Source organism: Methanosarcina sp. WWM596 (assembly GCF_000969965.1).
Classification (GTDB): Archaea; Halobacteriota; Methanosarcinia; order Methanosarcinales; family Methanosarcinaceae; genus Methanosarcina.
On sequence record NZ_CP009503.1, the window covers coordinates 3,987,096 to 4,005,704 of the forward strand.

Below are 18,609 nucleotides of genomic sequence, written 5' to 3' on the forward strand. Positions count from 1 at the left end.
ACTTGCGATATAGTGATAACCCCATGCAACGCTTAATGGCTGGCGGAGCCTGGATTCAAGCTTTAAACCTTTACGAAGGACCGTTGTCTATTATTGTCAACATTGTACCCCAACGATACCGCATAGAACAGCGAGCTCAATGGAGGTTTTACAAAAATGGCGAACCAAGAGATTTTTGATAAGTTACGCGATGCGATAGTTAACCAGAACATCGCAGGCACTGCACAGTTAGCCAGGGAAGCCCTGGATGCAGGAATTTCCGCAATTGACATTATTACAAAGGGTCTTTCCGTTGGAATGAAGGTTGTGGGGGACAAATTCGAAGCCGCCGAGATTTTCCTGCCCCAGATTATGATGTCTGCAAAAGCAATGAACAATGCAATGGAAGTCCTTACCCCCGAACTTGAAAAGAACAGAAAAGAAGGAGAGGAAACCGGACTTGCAATCACCTTCGTTGCAGAGGGAGATATCCACGACATCGGACACCGCCTTGTTTCCACCATGCTCGGAGCAAATGGATTTGAGATCCTTGACCTCGGAACCGATGTCCTTAATGAAACCGTTGTAGAAGAGGCTGCAAAACACAAAGGACAAAAGGTTATCCTTGTCGGCTCAGCCCTCATGACCACCTCCATGCTCGGCCAGAAAGACCTCATGGACAGGCTCAGGGAAGAAAACCTCAGGGACAACGTAAAATGCATGTTCGGAGGAGCCCCCGTATCCATGAAGTGGATCGAGGAGATCGGAGCGGATGCAACCGCAGAAAACGCTGCAGAAGCTGCAAAAGTTGCACTTGATGTAATGAAATAATCCTGGGAGGCAAAAGAACATGACGTTCAGAAAATCATTTGATTGCTACGAATTTTACGACAGGGCAAAAGTAGGAGAAAAGTGCACTCAGGACGACTGGGACCTTATGAAAATCCCCATGAAGGCAATGGAGCTCAAGCAGAAGTACGGGCTTGACTTCAAGGGAGAGTTTGTTCCAACAGACAAGGACATGATGGAAAAGCTCTTCAAGGCAGGATTTGACATGCTTCTTGAGTGTGGTATCTACTGTACCGACACCCACAGGATCGTAAAGTACACTGAAGATGAAATCTGGAACGCAATCAACAACGTCCAGAAGGAATTCACTCTCGGGACCGGCAGGGATGCAGTCCGCGTTTCCAAGAGAGAAGTCGGCGACAAGAAGAAGCCAATCGTCCAGGGCGGACCCACTGGTTCTCCTATTTCAGAAGAGGTCTTCATGCCTGTCCACATGAGCTACGCTCTGGAAAAGGAAGTAGATACGATTGTAGACGGTGTCATGACCTCTATCCGCGGGAAAGCCCCTATTCCAAAAAGCCCCTATGAAATCCTGGCAGCAAAGACGGAAACCAGGCTCATAAAACAGGCATGCGCAATGGCAGGCCGCCCGGGAATGGGCATATAGGGCCCGGAGACTTCCCTGTCTGCTCAGGGAAATATATCCTCTGACTGCGTTGGTGGTCAGATAAGCTCGGATAGCCACGAAGTCTCACAGCTCAACGAACTCAAGATCGACCTTGATGCAATCTCTGTAATTGCCCACTACAATGCAAACAGTGATATCATCATGGATGAGCAGATGCCTATCTTCGGAGGATATGCAGGCGGGATTGAAGAAACCACAATAGTCGACGTTGCAACCCACATCAATGCCTTTGTCATGAGCAATGCAAGCTGGCACCTTGACGGTCCTGTCCACATCCGCTGGGGCTCCACCAACACAAGGGAAACTCTTACTATTGCAGGCTGGGCATGTGCAACCATTTCCGAGTTCACAAATATGCTCTCAGGTAATCAGTATTACCCATGTGCAGGACCATGTACCGAAATGTGCCTACTCGAAGCCTCTGCTCAGTCCATTACTGACACCGCATCAGGACGCGAAATCCTATCAGGTGTCGCAGCTGCAAAAGGTGTCGTAACCGACAAGACCACAGGTATGGAAGCCAGAATGATGGGAGAAGTTGCAAGGGCAACCGCTGGAATGGAAATCGCAGAGGTGAATAAGGTTCTAGACAAGCTCGTGCCACTCTATGAGAAGAACTACGCAAGCGCTCCGGCAGGAAAGACCTTCCAGGAATGCTACGACGTAAAGACCATCACCCCAACTGAAGAATACATCCAGGTATACAACTCTGCAAGAAAGCAGCTCGAAGACCTCGGACTTGTATTCTAAGCCGAAAGTTATAGCCTGAATTTATACTGAATAAACGGCAAGCCAGCGAGTTCTCGCTGGCTAATTTTTTTGAAAAACTTCAGGCAAAACAAATAGATGTATACATTACGATTTATGTGGAAATTTTTCCATGTATAGTCTAACATATATAAAAATTTGATATTGAAAAAGGGGATATGAATAATGGATATGTGGACTGTTATAAACGGACTGATATATCTTCTGGCTTTTGGGCTGATGGCCTGGATCTTGCTGGACGCCAGCAAGATTTCAAAAAAAAGGGGCTGAGACAATATGTCTGAAAACCATGAATCCAGCAGCTTAGTCAAGACTTTGCGGCCTTTCCATGTATGGGCCCTCGGTGTCGGGATCGTGCTGGTCGGGGAATACATGGGCTGGAACTTCACCGTCGCAAAAGGAGGAATTCTGGGATCCCTGCTTGCCATGCTGGTTGCAGGAACCATGTATGTCATGATTTCTCTCTGCGCCAGTGAACTCGGATCATCAACCAAACTTGCAGGAGGCCCGTACGACTGGGCAAGGCTATTTATAGGACCAGGGGCAGCTGCCAGTGTAGGTCTTGCGGTGTACATGGAATATATCGCCCTTGAGGCAGCAGACGCCATTGTCGTCGCATTCATCGCACAGAGCATCTTCCCGGAGTTGCAGGTTTTCCCTGTAACATTGCTTGTTATTGCACTTTTGACCTTTATCAATTACCGCGGCGTCGTTGCGGCTTTAACCCTTAACTTCGTCCTGACCATGATAGCTTTCATTGCAATAGTGGCCTTCTTCTTCTCAACCGCTTTTGGAGCAATAGAGATCCACCCCGAATACCTGTTCCAGGGAGCTTTGCCAAATGGAATGATAGGTCTCTTTGCAGCTCTGCAATTCGGGCCATGGTTCTACCTGGGAATAGAAGGAGCAGCAATGTGTGCCGAAGAGTGCAAGCACCCTGCAAGAGCAGTGCCTCTGGGACAACAGGCCGGAATGATCACCCTGCTCATAGGAGCAGCAATGACCCTCTACCTCTGCTCAGTGCTGATTCCTGCGGACATGCTGGGTGTTTCAGTTTATCCGCTCTTTGAAGCGGCCCAGAACAGTGGTATTTTTATCTTCATTGCCCTCCTGGGACTGGGGACGTTCCTGACCTGCGTTGCAAGTGCCAACGGCTGTGTCTGTGACTCGTCACGCTCCTGGTTTGCACTTTCCAGAGATAACTATGTATCGTCCTGGTTCTCGGCAGTGCACCCCAGGTACAATACCCCTTACAGGGCTGTGATCTTCACCGTACCTGTTGCAATCGGATTTGCCTTTAGCGGATTCCTGGACCAGGTCATTACCTTCTCCATCATCTCGGGACTGCTCTGTTATGTCCTGATCCCCTTCTCCCTGATCCGCTTCAGGAACCTTTTCCCGGAAACAACAAGCAAAGTGCGTCCCTTTGTAGCCCCTCTTCAGCCGTATATCGCCTATTTTGCAATTGCAATCGCGATTACGATTCTTTCAACGTTGTTCTGGGGCTACAAGTATAACCTGATCTTCGCCTTTGTGTTCTACGGTATTGCGTACTTCTATTTCAGTCACAGGCACAAGAGTTCAAACATAGAAAATAACTGGACTGAAATGGGCTGGCCCGCACCAGAAGGTTCGGAAAATACAAGGATAGGAAAGGAGGTGATGGGTGTTGGAGACGAATGACCCTGCCCTTGAAAAAAAGTACCACAGCAAACTGAACGGAGACACCGTCCTTGTCCTCGGCATGCTTACCCTGCTGGTAAGCGTGGAAGGATTCGTCCTTTACAAGATCCTTTCCGAAACCTGGGAGATTGCTGGAAACTTTTTTTACCTCTACGTGATCTTCGTAGGTCTGCTGGTCTTAATAGAAACCATCGGCTGTCTGAGTGTACGCAACTCGATAAAGAACCACATGTTCGAGTTCAAATACTACGATTGAGGAGGCAGAAGATATGGCAGAAAAGAACATCTTTGTAGAGGTCTTTGATATTGTATTTATCTTCGTCCTTGCTTTCGCCTGTGTGGTTATTCCCACAGTGCTCCAGGGAGCTGTACTCGTTTCCTGGGGAGAAGGAGGAGCAGGAATAGGCTTTGTATGGGACCCGGTGGGCTTTTTCAGTTTCTTGCTGGTAATAGTCGCTTTTTTTGTAGTGATACTGTATCACTCGGTAAAGCGCTACAAGTACTGAAAGAGACCATAAATACCGAAAGAAACTGAAAAATACTGAAAGAGACCGCAAAAAAGGTTTAACCAGAAGTCTGCCTGAAAATGAAATCAGGCAGACAATACTTTTATTAAATCAGGCAGAATACTTCGTTTTTTTAAATGAAGCTAAAGTTTAATTCTGCCTCATGAGAAGTATCTCCCTGAAAAGAGGGATTATTCAGGGAGCAATGAAGGGATTTTTGTGGATTTGTTCTAGAAGACCCGAATCCGGCTTCTACTCGAGGGAATATAGGCTCAGAACCCTCTTATGGAAAGTACAGGCACACCATTTAAGATGTATCCTGAAATCTCAGGTCTGTACTCTTTAAGAAAGTATACTCGAGCCCCTAAACTCCTGAGAAGCATGAATTTCTGGTCCACTTACAATAAATGATAAAAACTAATTGTATATATAATTTGCTATTCAGAAAGTATTTAAAAGAATATAGTATATATATTTTGTTATTTGGATAGGATAGCTTGTAGAAGCATTTATATATAATATACCGAGAATAGAATGAAATGAGGGAAAAGTATAAAAGGATATCCTCAACATTTAAAATAAATTATAGGAAAAAAGAAGAGAAGAAACTATTTGATTTCTAAGAGGCTGTTTGAATAGTTACACCATTTTTACATTTGGATAGTGGTCATTGCTGACTTTAAATTCAGACTGTAAATTTATTACATCAGGCTTACTCGCTCGATGTATGAAACAAATACATTAGACATTATGGTTAAAAATTACACTTTAGACATTTAACAGTTTAATGACACCGTTTTTCAGTTCAAATGATGATTACTGTCACCATTGTAGAATCAAATTTAATTTTGAGACACGCTCTAAGATAAATCAGGAAAATGTAGAAATTAATTTTTCGAGCTGGATTCTTTCACTGGCGGCGTCTGTAAGCCTGGAATCGGTTTCTGAGATTTTAATAATATAGCGAGCAACATCGGCATCGGTTTCTCCTGAGTCTATAAGAGCTTCGGAAAGCCCTTCAAGGATATCAGTTCCAGAAAGCCCTTTTTCAATAATCATTTTATCTATAAGCTGGCGCCCCCTGGAGAATTCCCCTGCAAGAGCCGCATCAAGCAGTTCATCTACAATTTCGTCCCTGCCTTTCATGGTAGCTTCATACACGATTTCTTCCGTAATTTCAGCACCTTCTGCCCTCAGGGCAGCAAGCTGGAGAGTCTGGACAGCTCTTGCAACATTCCCTTTAGCCAGATAAAGTATCGCATCAAGTGCACCGCCGGAAAGTTTCAGCTTTTCAGCAAGGGCGATTCTCTCAAGATGTGGTTTCAGAAGAAAATCCGGAACATAGGTAAAAAAGACCTGAAGACCTCTTGAACGGAGGGGGGAAATGAGTTTGGAAGGCCTTGTAGTGGAAAGAATAAACCTGCAGGTTTCACTGTACTTTTCCATGATCCGCCTGAGAGCGTGCTGTGCATCTGATCTCAGGGATTCTGCATTATCGACATAGATAATCTTATAATCAGCATCAATGGAAGCTATACCGGCATATTCGTTAATGATTTCCTTAAAAATATCTATTACGCTTTTGTAGATTTTTTTCGGATCATCAGTACCAATAAAGCGGACAAAACGTTTGTCCCGTACAAGATAACGTTTTCCCTGGTCGAAAAAGTCCGAGGCATTAAAATATACAAAGTTGTTTTTCCAGGTATCCCCATAGAGCTGCCTGACAAGGGCAAGAGAAGCCGTTGTCTTCCCTGAGTTATCAGGACCATAAAAAATAAGGTGAGGCAGGGTCCCGGACTGTACCAGTTCGGAAAGTGTCCTTACGGCATGTTCGTTTCCGAGCAGTCCTTTAAGGGCATCTGCCCTGTATTTTAGAGTCCAGAGATCCTGCATTAATTCCACCTTGTTTTTCAGTTTTTGAATATTCGGTTGTTAAGGGATTTTTATCTTTTCCCAGGCACTCACTCAGCCATACTTTCCTGGGTGCCACTCCCATCTGCCTCAAGCAGTTCCTTGATAACCACACCGTAAACAGGTCTTGCAATAACCACACCAATGAAAACACCAATGATAGTAGTGATGGCAAACCCCTTCAGGGCTCCAAAGCCCATTACTACCAGAGGAGACATGGCAATGATCGTTGTGGCGGCGGCCCCGAAAATGATTGCGAAGGCTTTCCCAATCCTGGAAATGAAGACCTTTGTTGGAGGAAGTTTGCCTTCATAAAGCACCTCGTCTGTGATAATTACAAGGTGGTCAATACCTGTCCCTATTGCAGCAATGATACCTGCAATTGCTGCAAGGTCAAGCTGCCAGCCAATGGCTGCTGCAACTCCAAGGATCATAATGACTTCACTGATGGAAGTCCCGACCATTGGCACCAGGATTTCGGGTCTCTTGTACCTGCGGAAAACAACTGCAGCAACTGCTATCAGGGAGAGTAAACCTGCTATGACTGCTTCGGTTTTGAACTGTGCTCCCAGGGTTGCATCAACGTGTCCTGAACCTACAAGTACCACGTTTACAGGTAGAGCCCCTGCCCTGAGGTGAATCTGGAGCATCGAAGCTTCAGTTTTGGCTGCCTCATCGGTACCTGTGGAAGCCTCCCAGGAGTATATGGGAGTTTCTTTCAGTCTGGCAGCTGCAGAATAACTAAGGGGAGCCCCATATATCTTATTTTCATCCAGATACATGTTCAGGTAGTGACTGTCGGGACTGTCCGTAGCCCCTGTCTCGATTGCAACTTTCTGGAGAGCCCGTGCTCCTTCTTCATTCAGGGTAAAAGGAGTGTGCCACTGATTATCGTGGAAAGTCGGAATCCCCACGTTTACGATGGAATCTCCATAAAGAACGTGCTGAGTCTCGTTTCCTGTAGTCTGTACACGGATCTCAAATTTCCCGGGCTTTTCAGCAATATCCTTTGCCGTTGCAAGGTCGATCCCTGCAAAATCGATGAGAATATAGTCTTCTCCAACAGTCCTGACAGGAATGTCCTTCAAGCCAAGGGAGTTAAGTTTGTCATTCAGAATTTCTCTGGTCAGGTCCCTCGTATCGGTGCTGACTCCTTCTTTATATGTTGAGGTCCCGTCTTCATTCTTGAGGATTGTGCCTCCAACTTTATTCATAACAGCTGAAAGCTCTTCTTCTGAGACTTCGGTCCGGATTTCATAGACAATACCATTTTCAGTACTGATCGGAAGCACTTCTGCATCAAAAGCTTTTGAGAGATAAGCCTGGATCAGGGTTTCTTTACTGGTAGTGATAGTTACCTGGGTCGTTTCCTGGTTCAGCCTATCAACGCTCACACTGCCAAGGTCCAGAAGCTCAAGCTGGGATGCGCTAACCGGAAAGGAAGTTGTGAATGTAATGGACTTTTCTGATGGACTCCCTCCACTGACATCCAGATTGTTATCTGTGATCTGGATAGGGGCGCCAATGACAGGTTCTACCATTTGACTGACTATCATACCAGAATCTGCATCTACCTGGGCGAGAGCTCCCTGCAATTTGATCTGAAGCCAGGAGCCTCCTTCAAGGTCAAGCCCGTAGTTCAGGTTAGTGGTTGCCCCTTCTGCAGAATTATAACCCGGGTGGATAACCACAATAGAGGCAAGTATAGCAAGTATGAAGATGATAACTCTTACATTTTTAAAGAGGCTTTTTTTATCACTCATCTGTTATACCTCCCTCTGAATTCGGGTTTCGTTACATACCACCGCAGGATCCCTGCATTGAGAAGCCAGGTGTTCATAATATCTGCTAGAAGTCCCACGATCAATACGCTTGAGATCTGCGAAAGCAGGGTAATCTGTGTGAATGAGGGGATTATCAGATAGGGGAAAGTTGAAACCACATACATAACCACAAGGGCTGCAAGGGTTGTTGTGGTCATGGTAATCCCTGTCTGCATCGCCCTTGAAACTTTTTCCCCCACCGTACCCCGGCGTTTGAGTAACCTGTTTGTTAGCAAAATGTCACTGTCTACGGAATAACCGATGAGCATAAGCAGAGCTGCAAGTGTTCCAAGGGAAAGGGAGATCCCTGCAACCCGCATGAAAGCAGCGGCAATTGTGATGTCTGAAAAAGCAGAGAGCACCACTGCAAAAGAAGGTGTAACACTCCGGAAAATAAGGAAAACCACAATGGACATTCCTATAAAGGATATAAAAAGAGCCTGAAGAGCCTGAACCTGCAGTTCCTGGCCGTAAACGGGCCCTATCTGTTTGATTTCCACGTTAGAATAGCGGCCCATTACATCTTCTTCAAGCTGGCGCTGTTCTTCGTTATCCATAACCCCGAACTGCATGCTAACCCTGTTTCCGGTCTGCCGAGCATCCTTGAGGGGATAAGAAGAGTATATTTCTTCAAGCATAGCGGGGGAATCGGTCGTCTCTACCGAAATCTGGGTACCACCCTGGAACTCCATTCCCAGGGTTACCGGCGACCCGCTGCTTGCAAAGGAAACCAGCAGTACAACTAAAGAAACTGCAAGTACTGCAAGGGGGATTGCCAGCAACTGGCGATTATCGTGATTTTTCACGAAATTATCTAAAAATTCGGTCAAACCTGTTGCCATAATTAAATACTCCGGATGAATGCATCTATTTTTTAGAACTTATCCGAGCTTATTTATTCCGGGTCTACAATCCGGAAAACATTCAGATTAGTAACACGGAAGTGTCCAGATTTACATTCCAGCACCACATTCCAGCACCACATTCCAGAACCACATTCCAGCACCATATTCCAGCACCACATTCCAAAACCATCCAGAATTATCGTTCAGAACGTGCATGGTAACTTAAAATCATCAGCCCTTTTCGAACTCTGGTTCCGGGAAGAAATGTGCCACATTCCATATAGTGTAGAAAGTTGATTCTTTCAGTCCTATATTCTATAGATTATATTAATTATTCCTCGAAAAACAATTATTTCTCTATATAGCGTTAATTCATTACATTTAAAATTTATTGTTGAAAGTGATACAAGTTTTAACGTTACAACTATATATACCAGTTACTGTTCATTAAAAATCATGATAGAAAGACCTTCCCTTGACGAATATTTCCTTGAAATCGCCTTCGTGGTAGGCAAACGGGCAACCTGCCTCAGGAACAACGTAGGAGCAGTAATCGTCCGGGATAAACGCATTCTTTCAACCGGATATAACGGAGCTCCAAGCGGCATGGAACACTGCCTTGAGATAGGATGTATTCGGGACATTGAAAATATTCCCTCAGGCACGCGGCATGAGAAGTGTCGGGCAGTGCATGCGGAGCAGAACGCCATTATCCAGGCTGCAATCCATGGGGTCAGCATTGCCGGAGCAACCCTTTACTGTACGCACCAGCCCTGCATTCTGTGTGCAAAAATGCTCATAAACTCAAAAATTAAAAGGGTAGTATACTCAACACCTTATCCTGACACCGATTCCCTTGATTTTTTCAAGAGCGCAGGTGTGGAAGTGGAATATATCCCCTTTAAGCTGAAAAACGAGAATGTCAACAGGGAATAAACCCACGGTCCTGAAAACATATTCATGCCGATATATAAAGACCCGCTTTTCAACATGTAAATCTTTAAAGACCTTCTTTTCAACATGTAAATCTTTAAAGACCTGCTTTTCAATTTTTTTTCTGCAAATTTCGAAGCCCTTTTTTGATAATATCCAGAGTTTCAGGGCGGTATGTCTCATTTATAAGCGCATTCCCTTCACAGTAATAATCTAGCCCGCGAATGACTACGACGGGAATCCCACCTGCTCCTTCTCCCATCAAAAGATTGGCAGCACCTGCAAGCTCATCAGCAATTGCTTCTTCTGTAATATCCAGAATTTTTCCGAAAAGGTCCTTTTCCCCGATCCAGCGTTTTATTGGTTTTATTTTGAAAATCCCTATCGCAACTCCGGTCTGTCCGATCTTGAAGGCTCTTCCGTTTGTGTCCGTAATAATGACGCTTAACTCTTTCCCGCTAAGCCTTTCAAGCTGTTCTCCGAGTTTTGAGGCACTGGTATCCGGATTTTCGGGAGGGTAAAGCAAAAATCCGTGTTCAATATTGGACTCGTCAATCCCTGCGTTTACACAGGTATGCCCTGCAAGTGTTGTCACGAGCATAAAAGGCGCCTCAACAAAGACCTCCCTGCTCCTGGAAAGAACAGCCTGGATGAAGCGTGCATCTTTCCCTGTCCGGGCTGCGACCTCAAGAGCCTGTTCCCCGGGGATGATGTCTTCGAGCCTGAAGATTTCCCCTTCGGCTTTTGCAACAATGGTTGAGGCAATAATAACAATGTCTCTGTCCTGAAGTTCAATTCTCTCACAGATGATGGAGGGCAGATCATCCCCTTTCTGTATCAGGGGGATCTTTTCTACGGCAATTGCTTCAAATTTCAAGAGGCTTCCTCAAAGTTTTAAAATTATAAGTTATAGAGTTAATAAGAGATTTAATATAATTTAGAATGTCGGGCTCTGATTAAAATGATAAAATGTGATTTCTATGAATCCGGCTCATTTAACAGGGTTATGGAAACGATCCTGTAAACGAATAATTTATAGCAGTAAAGGCAGTAACCATAAATAAGACCACCGATATACTGAGTTTTGCGGCGATGATGAGAGTTACCCCAGCTGAGCAAAAGATGATGAGAACAATTTCCTGATGCCGCACTTTTCACTTTGTTTCTTACTTTATTTTGTTTATGAAGTGTCTTTTCAGAAGAATATTTAAAAATTTTTATATAGATTTCAAACCAAGTTATTAAGGGGTGTTAAGTATGAGCCAGTACGACCTGAGTGAAATCATACAGAAAATAAAAGAAAAAAGCCCTTTTGATTTTAAAGAAAGTCATCGAGGCAAATCTCGCGTCAAATCTCGCGTCTTAAGAATTATTACAAGCAAATTATACACTTCCCTGGACTATGAAAACGAGCCCCAGGCAACCCGGGAAAAAGTAACTCAACTTCTACTTTACCACGGGCAATTCAGCAGGGAAGAGATCGATGAAACCTTCAAATCATCATCCATGGAAACAACAAAGTATTCCATCGAATTTCTAAAGCAGCATCCAGAACTTGCAAGAGCCGAAGCCCGGAAGAGTAAAGAATTCTCGGATGAAGAAGACGAAGAAGGGGAGAAACCCATGGAAATTAAGTATATTTTCCCGCACTATACCTGAGCCTTAATCGAAACCTTTTCTGAAAAAGGTAAAATCAGGAAAAAGTAAATTAAAAGCAACAGATGAGAAAAACAGCAAATCAGTCGTAAATAAATTGATAAAAGGGAAAATGACTGGAAAGATAAACGAGCAAGAAGAAAAAAAATGAAAGTAAAAGACTGCGAGTTTTTTCGCAGTCCCTGTTACAACAAAAGTCACCTTCCTGCAATCAGGAGGGTCACTCAATTTCTATTTTCTTCGTTGGCTCTTCAATTTTCGCCTTTGGTAGTGATATTGTCAGGACACCGTTTTCCATTTTTGCGGTAGATCCTTCCTCTTTGACATTGGCAGGCAGGCGGACAGCACGGTAAAATTGTGTATATGCTCTTTCCCTGCGCAGGTACCCTTCTTCTTCGGTTTCCTTTTCCTTGCCGGACTTTGCGCTGATCTCAAGCATGTCTTCTTTGAGATTAATTTCCACGTCTTCTTTATTAATCCCCGGCAGGTCTGTGGTGATCAGAAGTTTGTCTTCTTCTTCCTTGATGTCAATGGCAGGAGTGTATACTTTTCCACCTCCCCATTCTTCCATTGGCATGAAGTCTTCAAAAAGCTGGTTTAAGCGTTCCTGTGTCCTTCTAATCTCTTCAAAAGGATCCCAGCGTGCGGGTCCTGAAAATGATCTCTTAGCAGGCCATTTCATCTTATATTCCCCCTTAATTAAAAAACTGATGCAGATATGTATGCGCTATTCTGAATATATTGAGAAAGGATATATATGTTTTCTTAGGAAATTTCACCAAAATGTATGAAGGAAGGAGAACCTGAAAAATAAAATAAAAAGCCTGAATAAAGGGCCTTTTAGCCTTTTACAAGCATTCCTATTAGATCAGAGGCTTTTACCAGACCCATAGAACCATTTTTGACCGCTTCCTCATCGAAGGTTTCCACACCATCCGGATCGACTTTATCAGTTCTGTAAACCGCAAACGGAATAGGGTCCCTTGTATGAGTTTTTATCGAGGCCGGCGTTGGATGGTCAGGCAGTACAAGAATCGTAAACGGTTCCTCTGAAGCTTCGGCGTGTTTTAGAATAGGAGCAACTATCCGGCTGTCAAAATCCTCAACTGCTTTCAGTTTTTTCTCAATACTTCCTTCATGTCCTGCCTCATCAGGAGCCTCAACATGAACGAAGACAAGATCCCTGGTTTTCAGGGATTCAATAGCTGCACTGGCTTTTCCTTCATAATTGGTATCCAGATAACCGGTTGCTCCCGGGACTTCAATTACATCCAGCCCTGCATAGATTCCAATGCCTTTGAGCAAATCCACTGCTGAAATAATAGCTCCTTTTTTCTCGTAAAGTTCCTGAAAAGACCTGAACTTCGGGGCATAACCCTGTCCCCAGACCCAGATAGAGTTTGCCGGATTTTTACCCTCCTGTACTCTTTTCAGATTAACAGGATGCAGTTCCAGAACAACCGTAGATGCCTCAATCAACCCCGAAAAAAACTCTCCGTCTTTTCCTCTGGGAAGATAATCGTCCTTTCTTTCTCCTGTAATATCATGCGGAGGCGTGCACTCCGTTTCTGCTCCCATGTCATTCCTGGCAACGATAAGGTGCCTGTAACTTATGCCCGGATAAAACCTGACGTTCTCGGTCCTGAGTTCGGAATCAAGCGTATCGATAAGAATTTCTGCTTCATCACTGCTTATATGCCCTGCACTATAGTCTTTTATCATTCCTTTTTCGATGGTAATAAGATTACACCTGAAAGCCACATCGTCAGCTTCAAGAGCTACTCCCATACTCGCAGCTTCCAGAGGAGCTCTTCCTGAGTAATAGGTTGCCGGATCGTACCCGAGAATTGACATGTTTGCAACGTCGCTTCCGGGAGGAAAACCATCAGGTACGGTCTGTGCGAGCCCGGTCCTTCCGCGCTCGGCAATGGAATCCATAGCAGGTGTTCGGGCTACCTGTAAAATAGTCCTGCCACCCAGTTTCTCTATCGGGTAATCCGCCATTCCGTCTCCTATAAGTATGGCATATTTCATTGCTTCACCTTTTTCCAACTACTTTACTCCTTTCATCTTGCAGATAAAATATATCACTTTCTACCGAATACCTGCCGCGGAATTTTACTGGCATCTACCAGCAAGCTTTTTCTGCCGATCCTAACTTTTAAATTCTTATACCCATTTTACACAAACATTATAATATAGTATCCATATCCTATACACGACAGGTTCTCAGCTTAAAATATATTAAGCAGCAGGAGAGCCGGAGCATGCTGTTCTTTACAGGCAGGAATATATATAAAGAAGCGACCTGTAAGCGTAACAGGGTTTCTCTCAGATTCTCTCAAATTATAATCAGTGCTAATATCAGGTTAACCTGAATACTTATCAAGATAATCAAAATTAATTAAACAAAATACTAAGACTAACATGATACAAAAAGAAAAAATGTTAAAATATCAGACTTAATGCTAAAACGTGATCTGATCATGAAAATTGTAATGAAATTTGGAGGAACTTCCGTTGGAGACGGAAAAAAAATCCGTCACGTTGCCCATCTCCTCAAAAAATACTATGAAGAAGGCAACCAGATCGTGGTGGTAACCTCGGCACTCGGTGGAGTAACCGATAGGCTTCTGGAAAATGCTCGCCTGGCCTCAACAAAAGGTAAGGTTTCGCTTGTAAAAGAATTTAAAACAGAGCTTACAAACAAACACCGTGAAGCCGTAAGGGATGCCATTGACGACCCAAATGTCGCAAAAGACGTCCTCCAGATCCTTGACCTCAGGATTGAAGAGCTCGAAAAAGCTTTGATCGGGATCTGCTATCTAGGCGAACTTACCCACAGGTCAATCGACTATATCTCCTCTTACGGAGAAAGGCTGGCGACTCCGATCGTTTCAGGTGCTGTCCGCTCCCTTGGGATCTCATCAATCGAATACACAGGAGGAGAAGCAGGGATTGTAACTTCATCGGATTACGGAAATGCCCGCCCTCTTGAAAAGACATACGAGCTTGTATCAAAGAGACTTGGGTGCAGAATTGAGTCCCATGTTCTTGTGGTCACAGGCTTTATAGGGGAAAATGAAGAAGGGATAATCACCACTCTTGGCAGAAGCGGGTCTGACTTCTCGGCTTCTATCCTTGGCGCAGCCCTGAAAGCCGACGAGATCTGGCTCTGGAAAGAAGTTAATGGGATCATGACAACGGATCCAAGAATCGTGCCCGAAGCAAAGACCATCCCGCAGATCTCCTATGCAGAAGCCATGGAGCTCTCTTATTTTGGGGCAAACGTGCTGCACCCGCGCACCATTGAACCTGCAATGCGCGAACATATTCCCGTACGTGTCAAGAACACCTTTGACCCGGAGTTCCCGGGTACACTCGTGGTGTCAGAGAAATTCCAGTGCAAACACGTGGTAAAAGCGGTAAGCCTGATCAAAAATGTGGCCCTCATCAACATCGCAGGCGCCGAGATGGCAGGAACAGTCGGAACTGTTGCAAGGCTCTTTACCGCACTTGCAAAGGCAGGAGTAAATGTCGTTATGATCAGCCAGGGGTCTTCCGAGTCCAACCTCTCTTTCGTTGTCAGTGAGGCGCATGTGGAGCCTGCATTAAACGCCCTCCATGCTGAGTTCAACCGTGAAATTGTAAAGGAAATTACTTCTGATAGAAATGTCTGTGTAGTTGCGGTTGTGGGTGCAGGAATGGCAGGAACCCCGGGAGTGGCAAAAAGGGTATTCGGGGCACTTGGAAATTCAATGATTAATATTATAATGATCAGTCAGGGATCTTCCCAGTACAATATCTCTTTCGTAGTAGGGGAAGATGACGCATTTGCCGCAGTCAAAACCCTGCATGATGAATTCGAACTCTACAATGGAAATGGAATTGAAAAACAGATATGAAGCAGGCAGGATGGGTAAGAGAGTGAGCGAAAAGCACCTAACATACGCGGATTCGGGCGTGGATATCACAGAGGAAGAAAAAACCGTCAGAACCCTGATCGACAAACTGAGTTATGTTCGAAAAGGAATTGGAGCCCCCCTTACAGGGATAGGTCACTATGCAGGGCTTCTGGACTTCGGAGAATATGCCCTTGCCATGACAACAGACGGGGTTGGCTCAAAAGTCCTTATTGCAAACGAAATGCAGCGCTGGAACACCGTGGGAATAGACTGTATCGCAATGAACGTCAACGACCTCCTTGCCATAGGGGCTGAACCTGTAGCCTTTGTGGACTACCTTGCCCTGGAAAAGCACGAAGAGGGCTTTGCAGCACAGATCGGAGAAGGGCTGCTGAAAGGAGCCGGAATATCAAGGATGTCCATTGTAGGCGGGGAAACCGCAACCCTACCTGATATCATAAAAGGTTTTGACCTTGCAGGCACCTGCCTTGGGTTTGTCAAAAAAGAGGATGTTATTGAAGGAGGAAAGGTCCAGATAGGGGATGTAATTGTCGGTATTCCGAGTACAGGGGTCCACAGTAACGGTTACACTCTGGTGAGAAAGATCATAGAGGAATCCGGATATTCTTACCATGATCCCTGCCCCTATGATAGTTCAAAAACCATAGGAGACGACCTTCTTGAACCCACAAGGATCTATATAGAAGTCCTTGATGTCCTTAAAGCATGTGAAGTGCACGGGCTTGCCCATATAACAGGCAGCGGGCTTTTGAAACTGAGAAGAGTAACAAAGCTTGGCTTTGACTTTTATGACCCTCTGGAGCCCCAGGAGATTTTCAAACTCCTGCAGAAAGAAGGCGGAGTCGAAGATCTTGAGATGTACAAGACATTCAACATGGGAATGGGCTTTTTGATCATCCTGCCGGAAAAAGATGCCGCAAAAGCTGCAGAGATTACCGGTGGAAAAATCGTAGGAAAAATCGTGGAAAGTGGGATCAGGGTCAAAAACCTTGTAATAGAGAAAGAATAAAAAGTAGAAAAGTATAAACCTCGATTTTGATGTCAACTTAGAGGAAAGTGAGGTAAAACTCTGTTCCCCTATGTTGAAATCCTTTTCTATGGCAGCCCTTTTCTATGGCAACCTTTTTCTATGGCAACCTTTTTCTATGGCAGCCCTTTTCTATGACAACCCTTTTCTGTTGTCTTGTTCAGGGAAACCCCTTATAATTTTTTTTTCCACATATCCAGGTAACCGCCAGAGGATGCCTTCGGGCTCTCAGGAGGTTTGCCCTTCTTCAAAGAAGCCTTTACTTTTTCTGTCTCCGTCTCTCTGAGACGACCTATCTCTTTAATGCTGTCCTCGTTATCTACGGTCAGGACAAAAGTTCCATAGCAGGGCTTTGTGTAAGTGAAGATCAGAGCATTACCCTTAGCCCCCAGAGCAATAGGAGGTACTCCTATTATGTGGTAGTCCTTGAAAATCTTGTAGCCTGGGGATACATAGTAAATCTCGTCCGAGTGATTCACAATGTACTCTCTAGCATCCTTGTAGGTCGTCTTATCCAGGAGGATCTCGTACTTTATCTGCTCAATACAGCTCATTTGACTATCTCCTCCACCACTTTGTCCAGCTTGTTCTTGAGACGAACGGGGTTGTGAACGTCCTTTGCGACGATCTTATCACAATCGAACTCGATGGTTTCAGCCAGAGCCTCGGCATTTCTGCCAAAGACTATAGAGTACAGTTTTCCCTGAGAAATGGCACTCATAGTCGCAGCATAGGTCATTCCGGCATCGTTATGCATAAAAGCAAAACATATGTCGAAATCCGCTTTTTTCTCAATAATGTCCTCTATAGTATTATCAAGATTTGCCAGCTTTTTTGCATAATAGCCGTCGGAATCAGAGACCTTCAAAAGCTGGGTTGCTGCACCTGTCCCGGCAACGGTTACATCGAAACCCGTGTTGGTCAGCTTATGGGAAAGATACAGAGCAATGCTGGTTTGAATCGGGACCTCTGGACACCCCATCATGAGGAGGACTTTTGCGACGGTCATAACATTTCATCTCTCACGTATTTTATCTGATGTATTATTTCTGATGTCTACTATAACGTATATTATCTATAAGAATGGGATATGGCTAATCCTGAATTTCAACCTTTGCAATTGATATTTAGGCGGAAATCCGTGAAACCGGGGAAACTTTTTAATTCAACATATTCATCATAGTTCCGTGTTTCAATCCCCTAAGGTCTGATTAACCATTACATGTTACACCAGTTTATGTATTAAACTTGTTGAGATCGATCTTAAAACGGTTCAATCTCCCCACACGCAAAAGGGTTGCAGAAATAATTTGGATTAAATTAAGGATTCCTATAGAGCTCTCTACAGAGCCCTTTGATTTCTACAGATCCCTCTTTTACTCGAGCCCTCTTTTACTCGAGCCCTCTTTTACTCTTTTCAGAATGGACTATCTCTATATATCATCCCCCCGTAATTTAAATTTGTAGATATATTTAATTGAGATCATTTGAGGCAGTGACAGCTATCAGAATCTTTCCGGTTTAATTTAAGAAAAAAAAAAATCATAAAAGGTACAAAAATGGTATGTTTAAGCGAATTTGACTATGAGATCCTCCTGAAAAATGCAACCCTCAAAGAGTGTGAAAACCTAATTAAGGAACATTCGGAGGAAGTGTACCTGGTACCAGGAGGGTACGATATAAAAGGTATTTTTCTTCTGGGCACAGCTATTCCTGTTGGTTTTTCGAAAGATACCATTATATTTCAATTCATAAAGCCCTGCTTCGGCCTTTTTGTAATAAGGATGAAAAATGAAGCAGAAGAAATCAAGAAACTTAGAGAGCAGTATAAAAAGGATAAAAATGTAAAGAAGATAAAATAAGGGATAACAAAATGGCTGCCATCTTAGCTGTTTGTTTTCCCTTTAAAACCTTCTTTATGTTTATTATCAAGTTCTTTTTACGCGGATTTTTCCTGCATTTTTTAGTTTCAGGTTACATTAGATTCAGGTTACATTAGATTCAGGTTACATTAGATTCAGGTTCATGTGTCTTCGGTTAAGAAAGGAACCATAATAAATTGCCCTATTTCT

18 protein-coding genes and 1 pseudogene are annotated in these 18,609 nt (G+C 44.1%); 10 read left to right on the forward strand and 9 right to left on the reverse strand.

All coding sequences use genetic code 11. From position 1 onward, the window contains the following. The first annotated feature begins 156 nt into the window (after positions 1–156). The 5 genes and pseudogenes from MSWHS_RS17565 to MSWHS_RS17590 all read left to right on the forward strand — a co-directional run bounded on the left by MSWHS_RS17565 (position 157) and on the right by MSWHS_RS17590 (position 4,413). On the forward strand, positions 157–810 hold the full coding sequence (locus tag MSWHS_RS17565) for a methyltransferase cognate corrinoid protein (RefSeq protein ID WP_048130008.1): 654 nt from the start codon (positions 157–159) through the stop codon (positions 808–810). Positions 811–829: 19 nt separating this feature from the next. After that, a pseudogene (locus MSWHS_RS20755) lies at positions 830–2,206 on the forward strand (monomethylamine:corrinoid methyltransferase). 294 nt (positions 2,207–2,500) lie between these two features. Continuing rightward, positions 2,501–3,907, forward strand: coding sequence for an APC family permease (locus MSWHS_RS17580; protein WP_048130012.1), 1,407 nt, complete (start codon positions 2,501–2,503; stop codon positions 3,905–3,907). Next, positions 3,891–4,163 (forward strand): monomethylamine permease, encoded by a 273-nt coding sequence (locus MSWHS_RS17585; protein WP_231585511.1) that lies wholly within the window; start codon positions 3,891–3,893, stop codon positions 4,161–4,163. The genes MSWHS_RS17580 and MSWHS_RS17585 overlap by 17 nt, the downstream gene beginning before the upstream one ends. A 13-nt stretch (positions 4,164–4,176) precedes the next feature. Then, positions 4,177–4,413, forward strand: a complete 237-nt coding sequence (locus MSWHS_RS17590) for an efflux RND transporter permease subunit (RefSeq protein ID WP_048130014.1) — start codon at positions 4,177–4,179, stop codon at positions 4,411–4,413. Positions 4,414–5,283: 870 nt separating this feature from the next. Here the strand turns inward: MSWHS_RS17590 and MSWHS_RS17595 are convergent. From MSWHS_RS17595 to MSWHS_RS22125, 4 genes are all read right to left on the reverse strand, one after another. Further along, positions 5,284–6,309, reverse strand: a complete 1,026-nt coding sequence (locus MSWHS_RS17595; protein ID WP_048159489.1) for an AAA family ATPase — start codon at positions 6,307–6,309, stop codon at positions 5,284–5,286. 68 nt (positions 6,310–6,377) lie between these two features. Beyond that, positions 6,378–8,090, reverse strand: a complete 1,713-nt coding sequence (locus tag MSWHS_RS17600) for a preprotein translocase subunit SecD (protein WP_048130016.1) — start codon at positions 8,088–8,090, stop codon at positions 6,378–6,380. After that, a complete protein-coding gene (locus tag MSWHS_RS17605) occupies positions 8,087–8,992 on the reverse strand; it encodes a protein translocase subunit SecF (RefSeq protein ID WP_048130017.1) in 906 nt (301 codons plus the stop codon). Before MSWHS_RS17605 ends, MSWHS_RS17600 begins: the two co-directional genes overlap by 4 nt. Before the next feature lie 53 nt (positions 8,993–9,045). Further along, positions 9,046–9,174 (reverse strand): hypothetical protein, encoded by a 129-nt coding sequence (locus MSWHS_RS22125; protein WP_255350473.1) that lies wholly within the window; start codon positions 9,172–9,174, stop codon positions 9,046–9,048. 277 nt (positions 9,175–9,451) lie between these two features. Between MSWHS_RS22125 and MSWHS_RS17610 the strand changes: the two genes are divergently transcribed. Continuing rightward, positions 9,452–9,931 (forward strand): cytidine/deoxycytidylate deaminase family protein, encoded by a 480-nt coding sequence (locus tag MSWHS_RS17610; RefSeq protein ID WP_048130018.1) that lies wholly within the window; start codon positions 9,452–9,454, stop codon positions 9,929–9,931. A gap of 109 nt (positions 9,932–10,040) precedes the next feature. Here the strand turns inward: MSWHS_RS17610 and MSWHS_RS17615 are convergent, their stop codons facing one another. Next, a complete protein-coding gene (locus tag MSWHS_RS17615) occupies positions 10,041–10,805 on the reverse strand; it encodes a coenzyme F420-0:L-glutamate ligase (RefSeq protein ID WP_048130019.1) in 765 nt (254 codons plus the stop codon). A 380-nt stretch (positions 10,806–11,185) separates the two neighbouring features. Here MSWHS_RS17615 and MSWHS_RS17620 point away from each other — a divergent pair, with 380 nt between their 5' ends. Then, the gene (locus MSWHS_RS17620) at positions 11,186–11,587 is read left to right on the forward strand and encodes a hypothetical protein (protein ID WP_231585512.1); all 402 of its coding nucleotides are present in this window, start codon (positions 11,186–11,188) and stop codon (positions 11,585–11,587) included. A 217-nt stretch (positions 11,588–11,804) separates the two neighbouring features. Here the strand turns inward: MSWHS_RS17620 and MSWHS_RS17630 are convergent, their stop codons facing one another. Both MSWHS_RS17630 and MSWHS_RS17635 read right to left on the reverse strand, forming a co-directional pair. Then, positions 11,805–12,266, reverse strand: a complete 462-nt coding sequence (locus MSWHS_RS17630; protein WP_048130021.1) for an Hsp20/alpha crystallin family protein — start codon at positions 12,264–12,266, stop codon at positions 11,805–11,807. Between the two features lie 158 nt (positions 12,267–12,424). Further along, positions 12,425–13,618 (reverse strand): cofactor-independent phosphoglycerate mutase, encoded by a 1,194-nt coding sequence (locus MSWHS_RS17635; protein WP_048159686.1) that lies wholly within the window; start codon positions 13,616–13,618, stop codon positions 12,425–12,427. A 452-nt stretch (positions 13,619–14,070) separates the two neighbouring features. Between MSWHS_RS17635 and MSWHS_RS17640 the strand changes: the two genes are divergently transcribed. After that, complete coding sequence (locus MSWHS_RS17640) at positions 14,071–15,489, forward strand: aspartate kinase (protein WP_048130733.1); 1,419 nt, start codon at positions 14,071–14,073, stop codon at positions 15,487–15,489. A gap of 22 nt (positions 15,490–15,511) precedes the next feature. Beyond that, complete coding sequence (purM, locus tag MSWHS_RS17645; RefSeq protein ID WP_048159687.1) at positions 15,512–16,519, forward strand: phosphoribosylformylglycinamidine cyclo-ligase; 1,008 nt, start codon at positions 15,512–15,514, stop codon at positions 16,517–16,519. 191 nt (positions 16,520–16,710) lie between these two features. Here the strand turns inward: purM and MSWHS_RS17650 are convergent, their stop codons facing one another. Together MSWHS_RS17650 and MSWHS_RS17655 are read right to left on the reverse strand one after the other, a co-directional pair. Next, positions 16,711–17,091, reverse strand: a complete 381-nt coding sequence (locus tag MSWHS_RS17650) for a DUF1894 domain-containing protein (RefSeq protein ID WP_048159491.1) — start codon at positions 17,089–17,091, stop codon at positions 16,711–16,713. After that, positions 17,088–17,546 (reverse strand): DUF1890 domain-containing protein, encoded by a 459-nt coding sequence (locus tag MSWHS_RS17655; RefSeq protein ID WP_048130023.1) that lies wholly within the window; start codon positions 17,544–17,546, stop codon positions 17,088–17,090. Before MSWHS_RS17655 ends, MSWHS_RS17650 begins: the two co-directional genes overlap by 4 nt. 550 nt (positions 17,547–18,096) lie before the next feature. Here MSWHS_RS17655 and MSWHS_RS17660 point away from each other — a divergent pair. Continuing rightward, the gene (locus MSWHS_RS17660; protein ID WP_048130024.1) at positions 18,097–18,399 is read left to right on the forward strand and encodes a DUF1894 domain-containing protein; all 303 of its coding nucleotides are present in this window, start codon (positions 18,097–18,099) and stop codon (positions 18,397–18,399) included. The last annotated feature ends 210 nt before the right edge of the window (positions 18,400–18,609 follow it).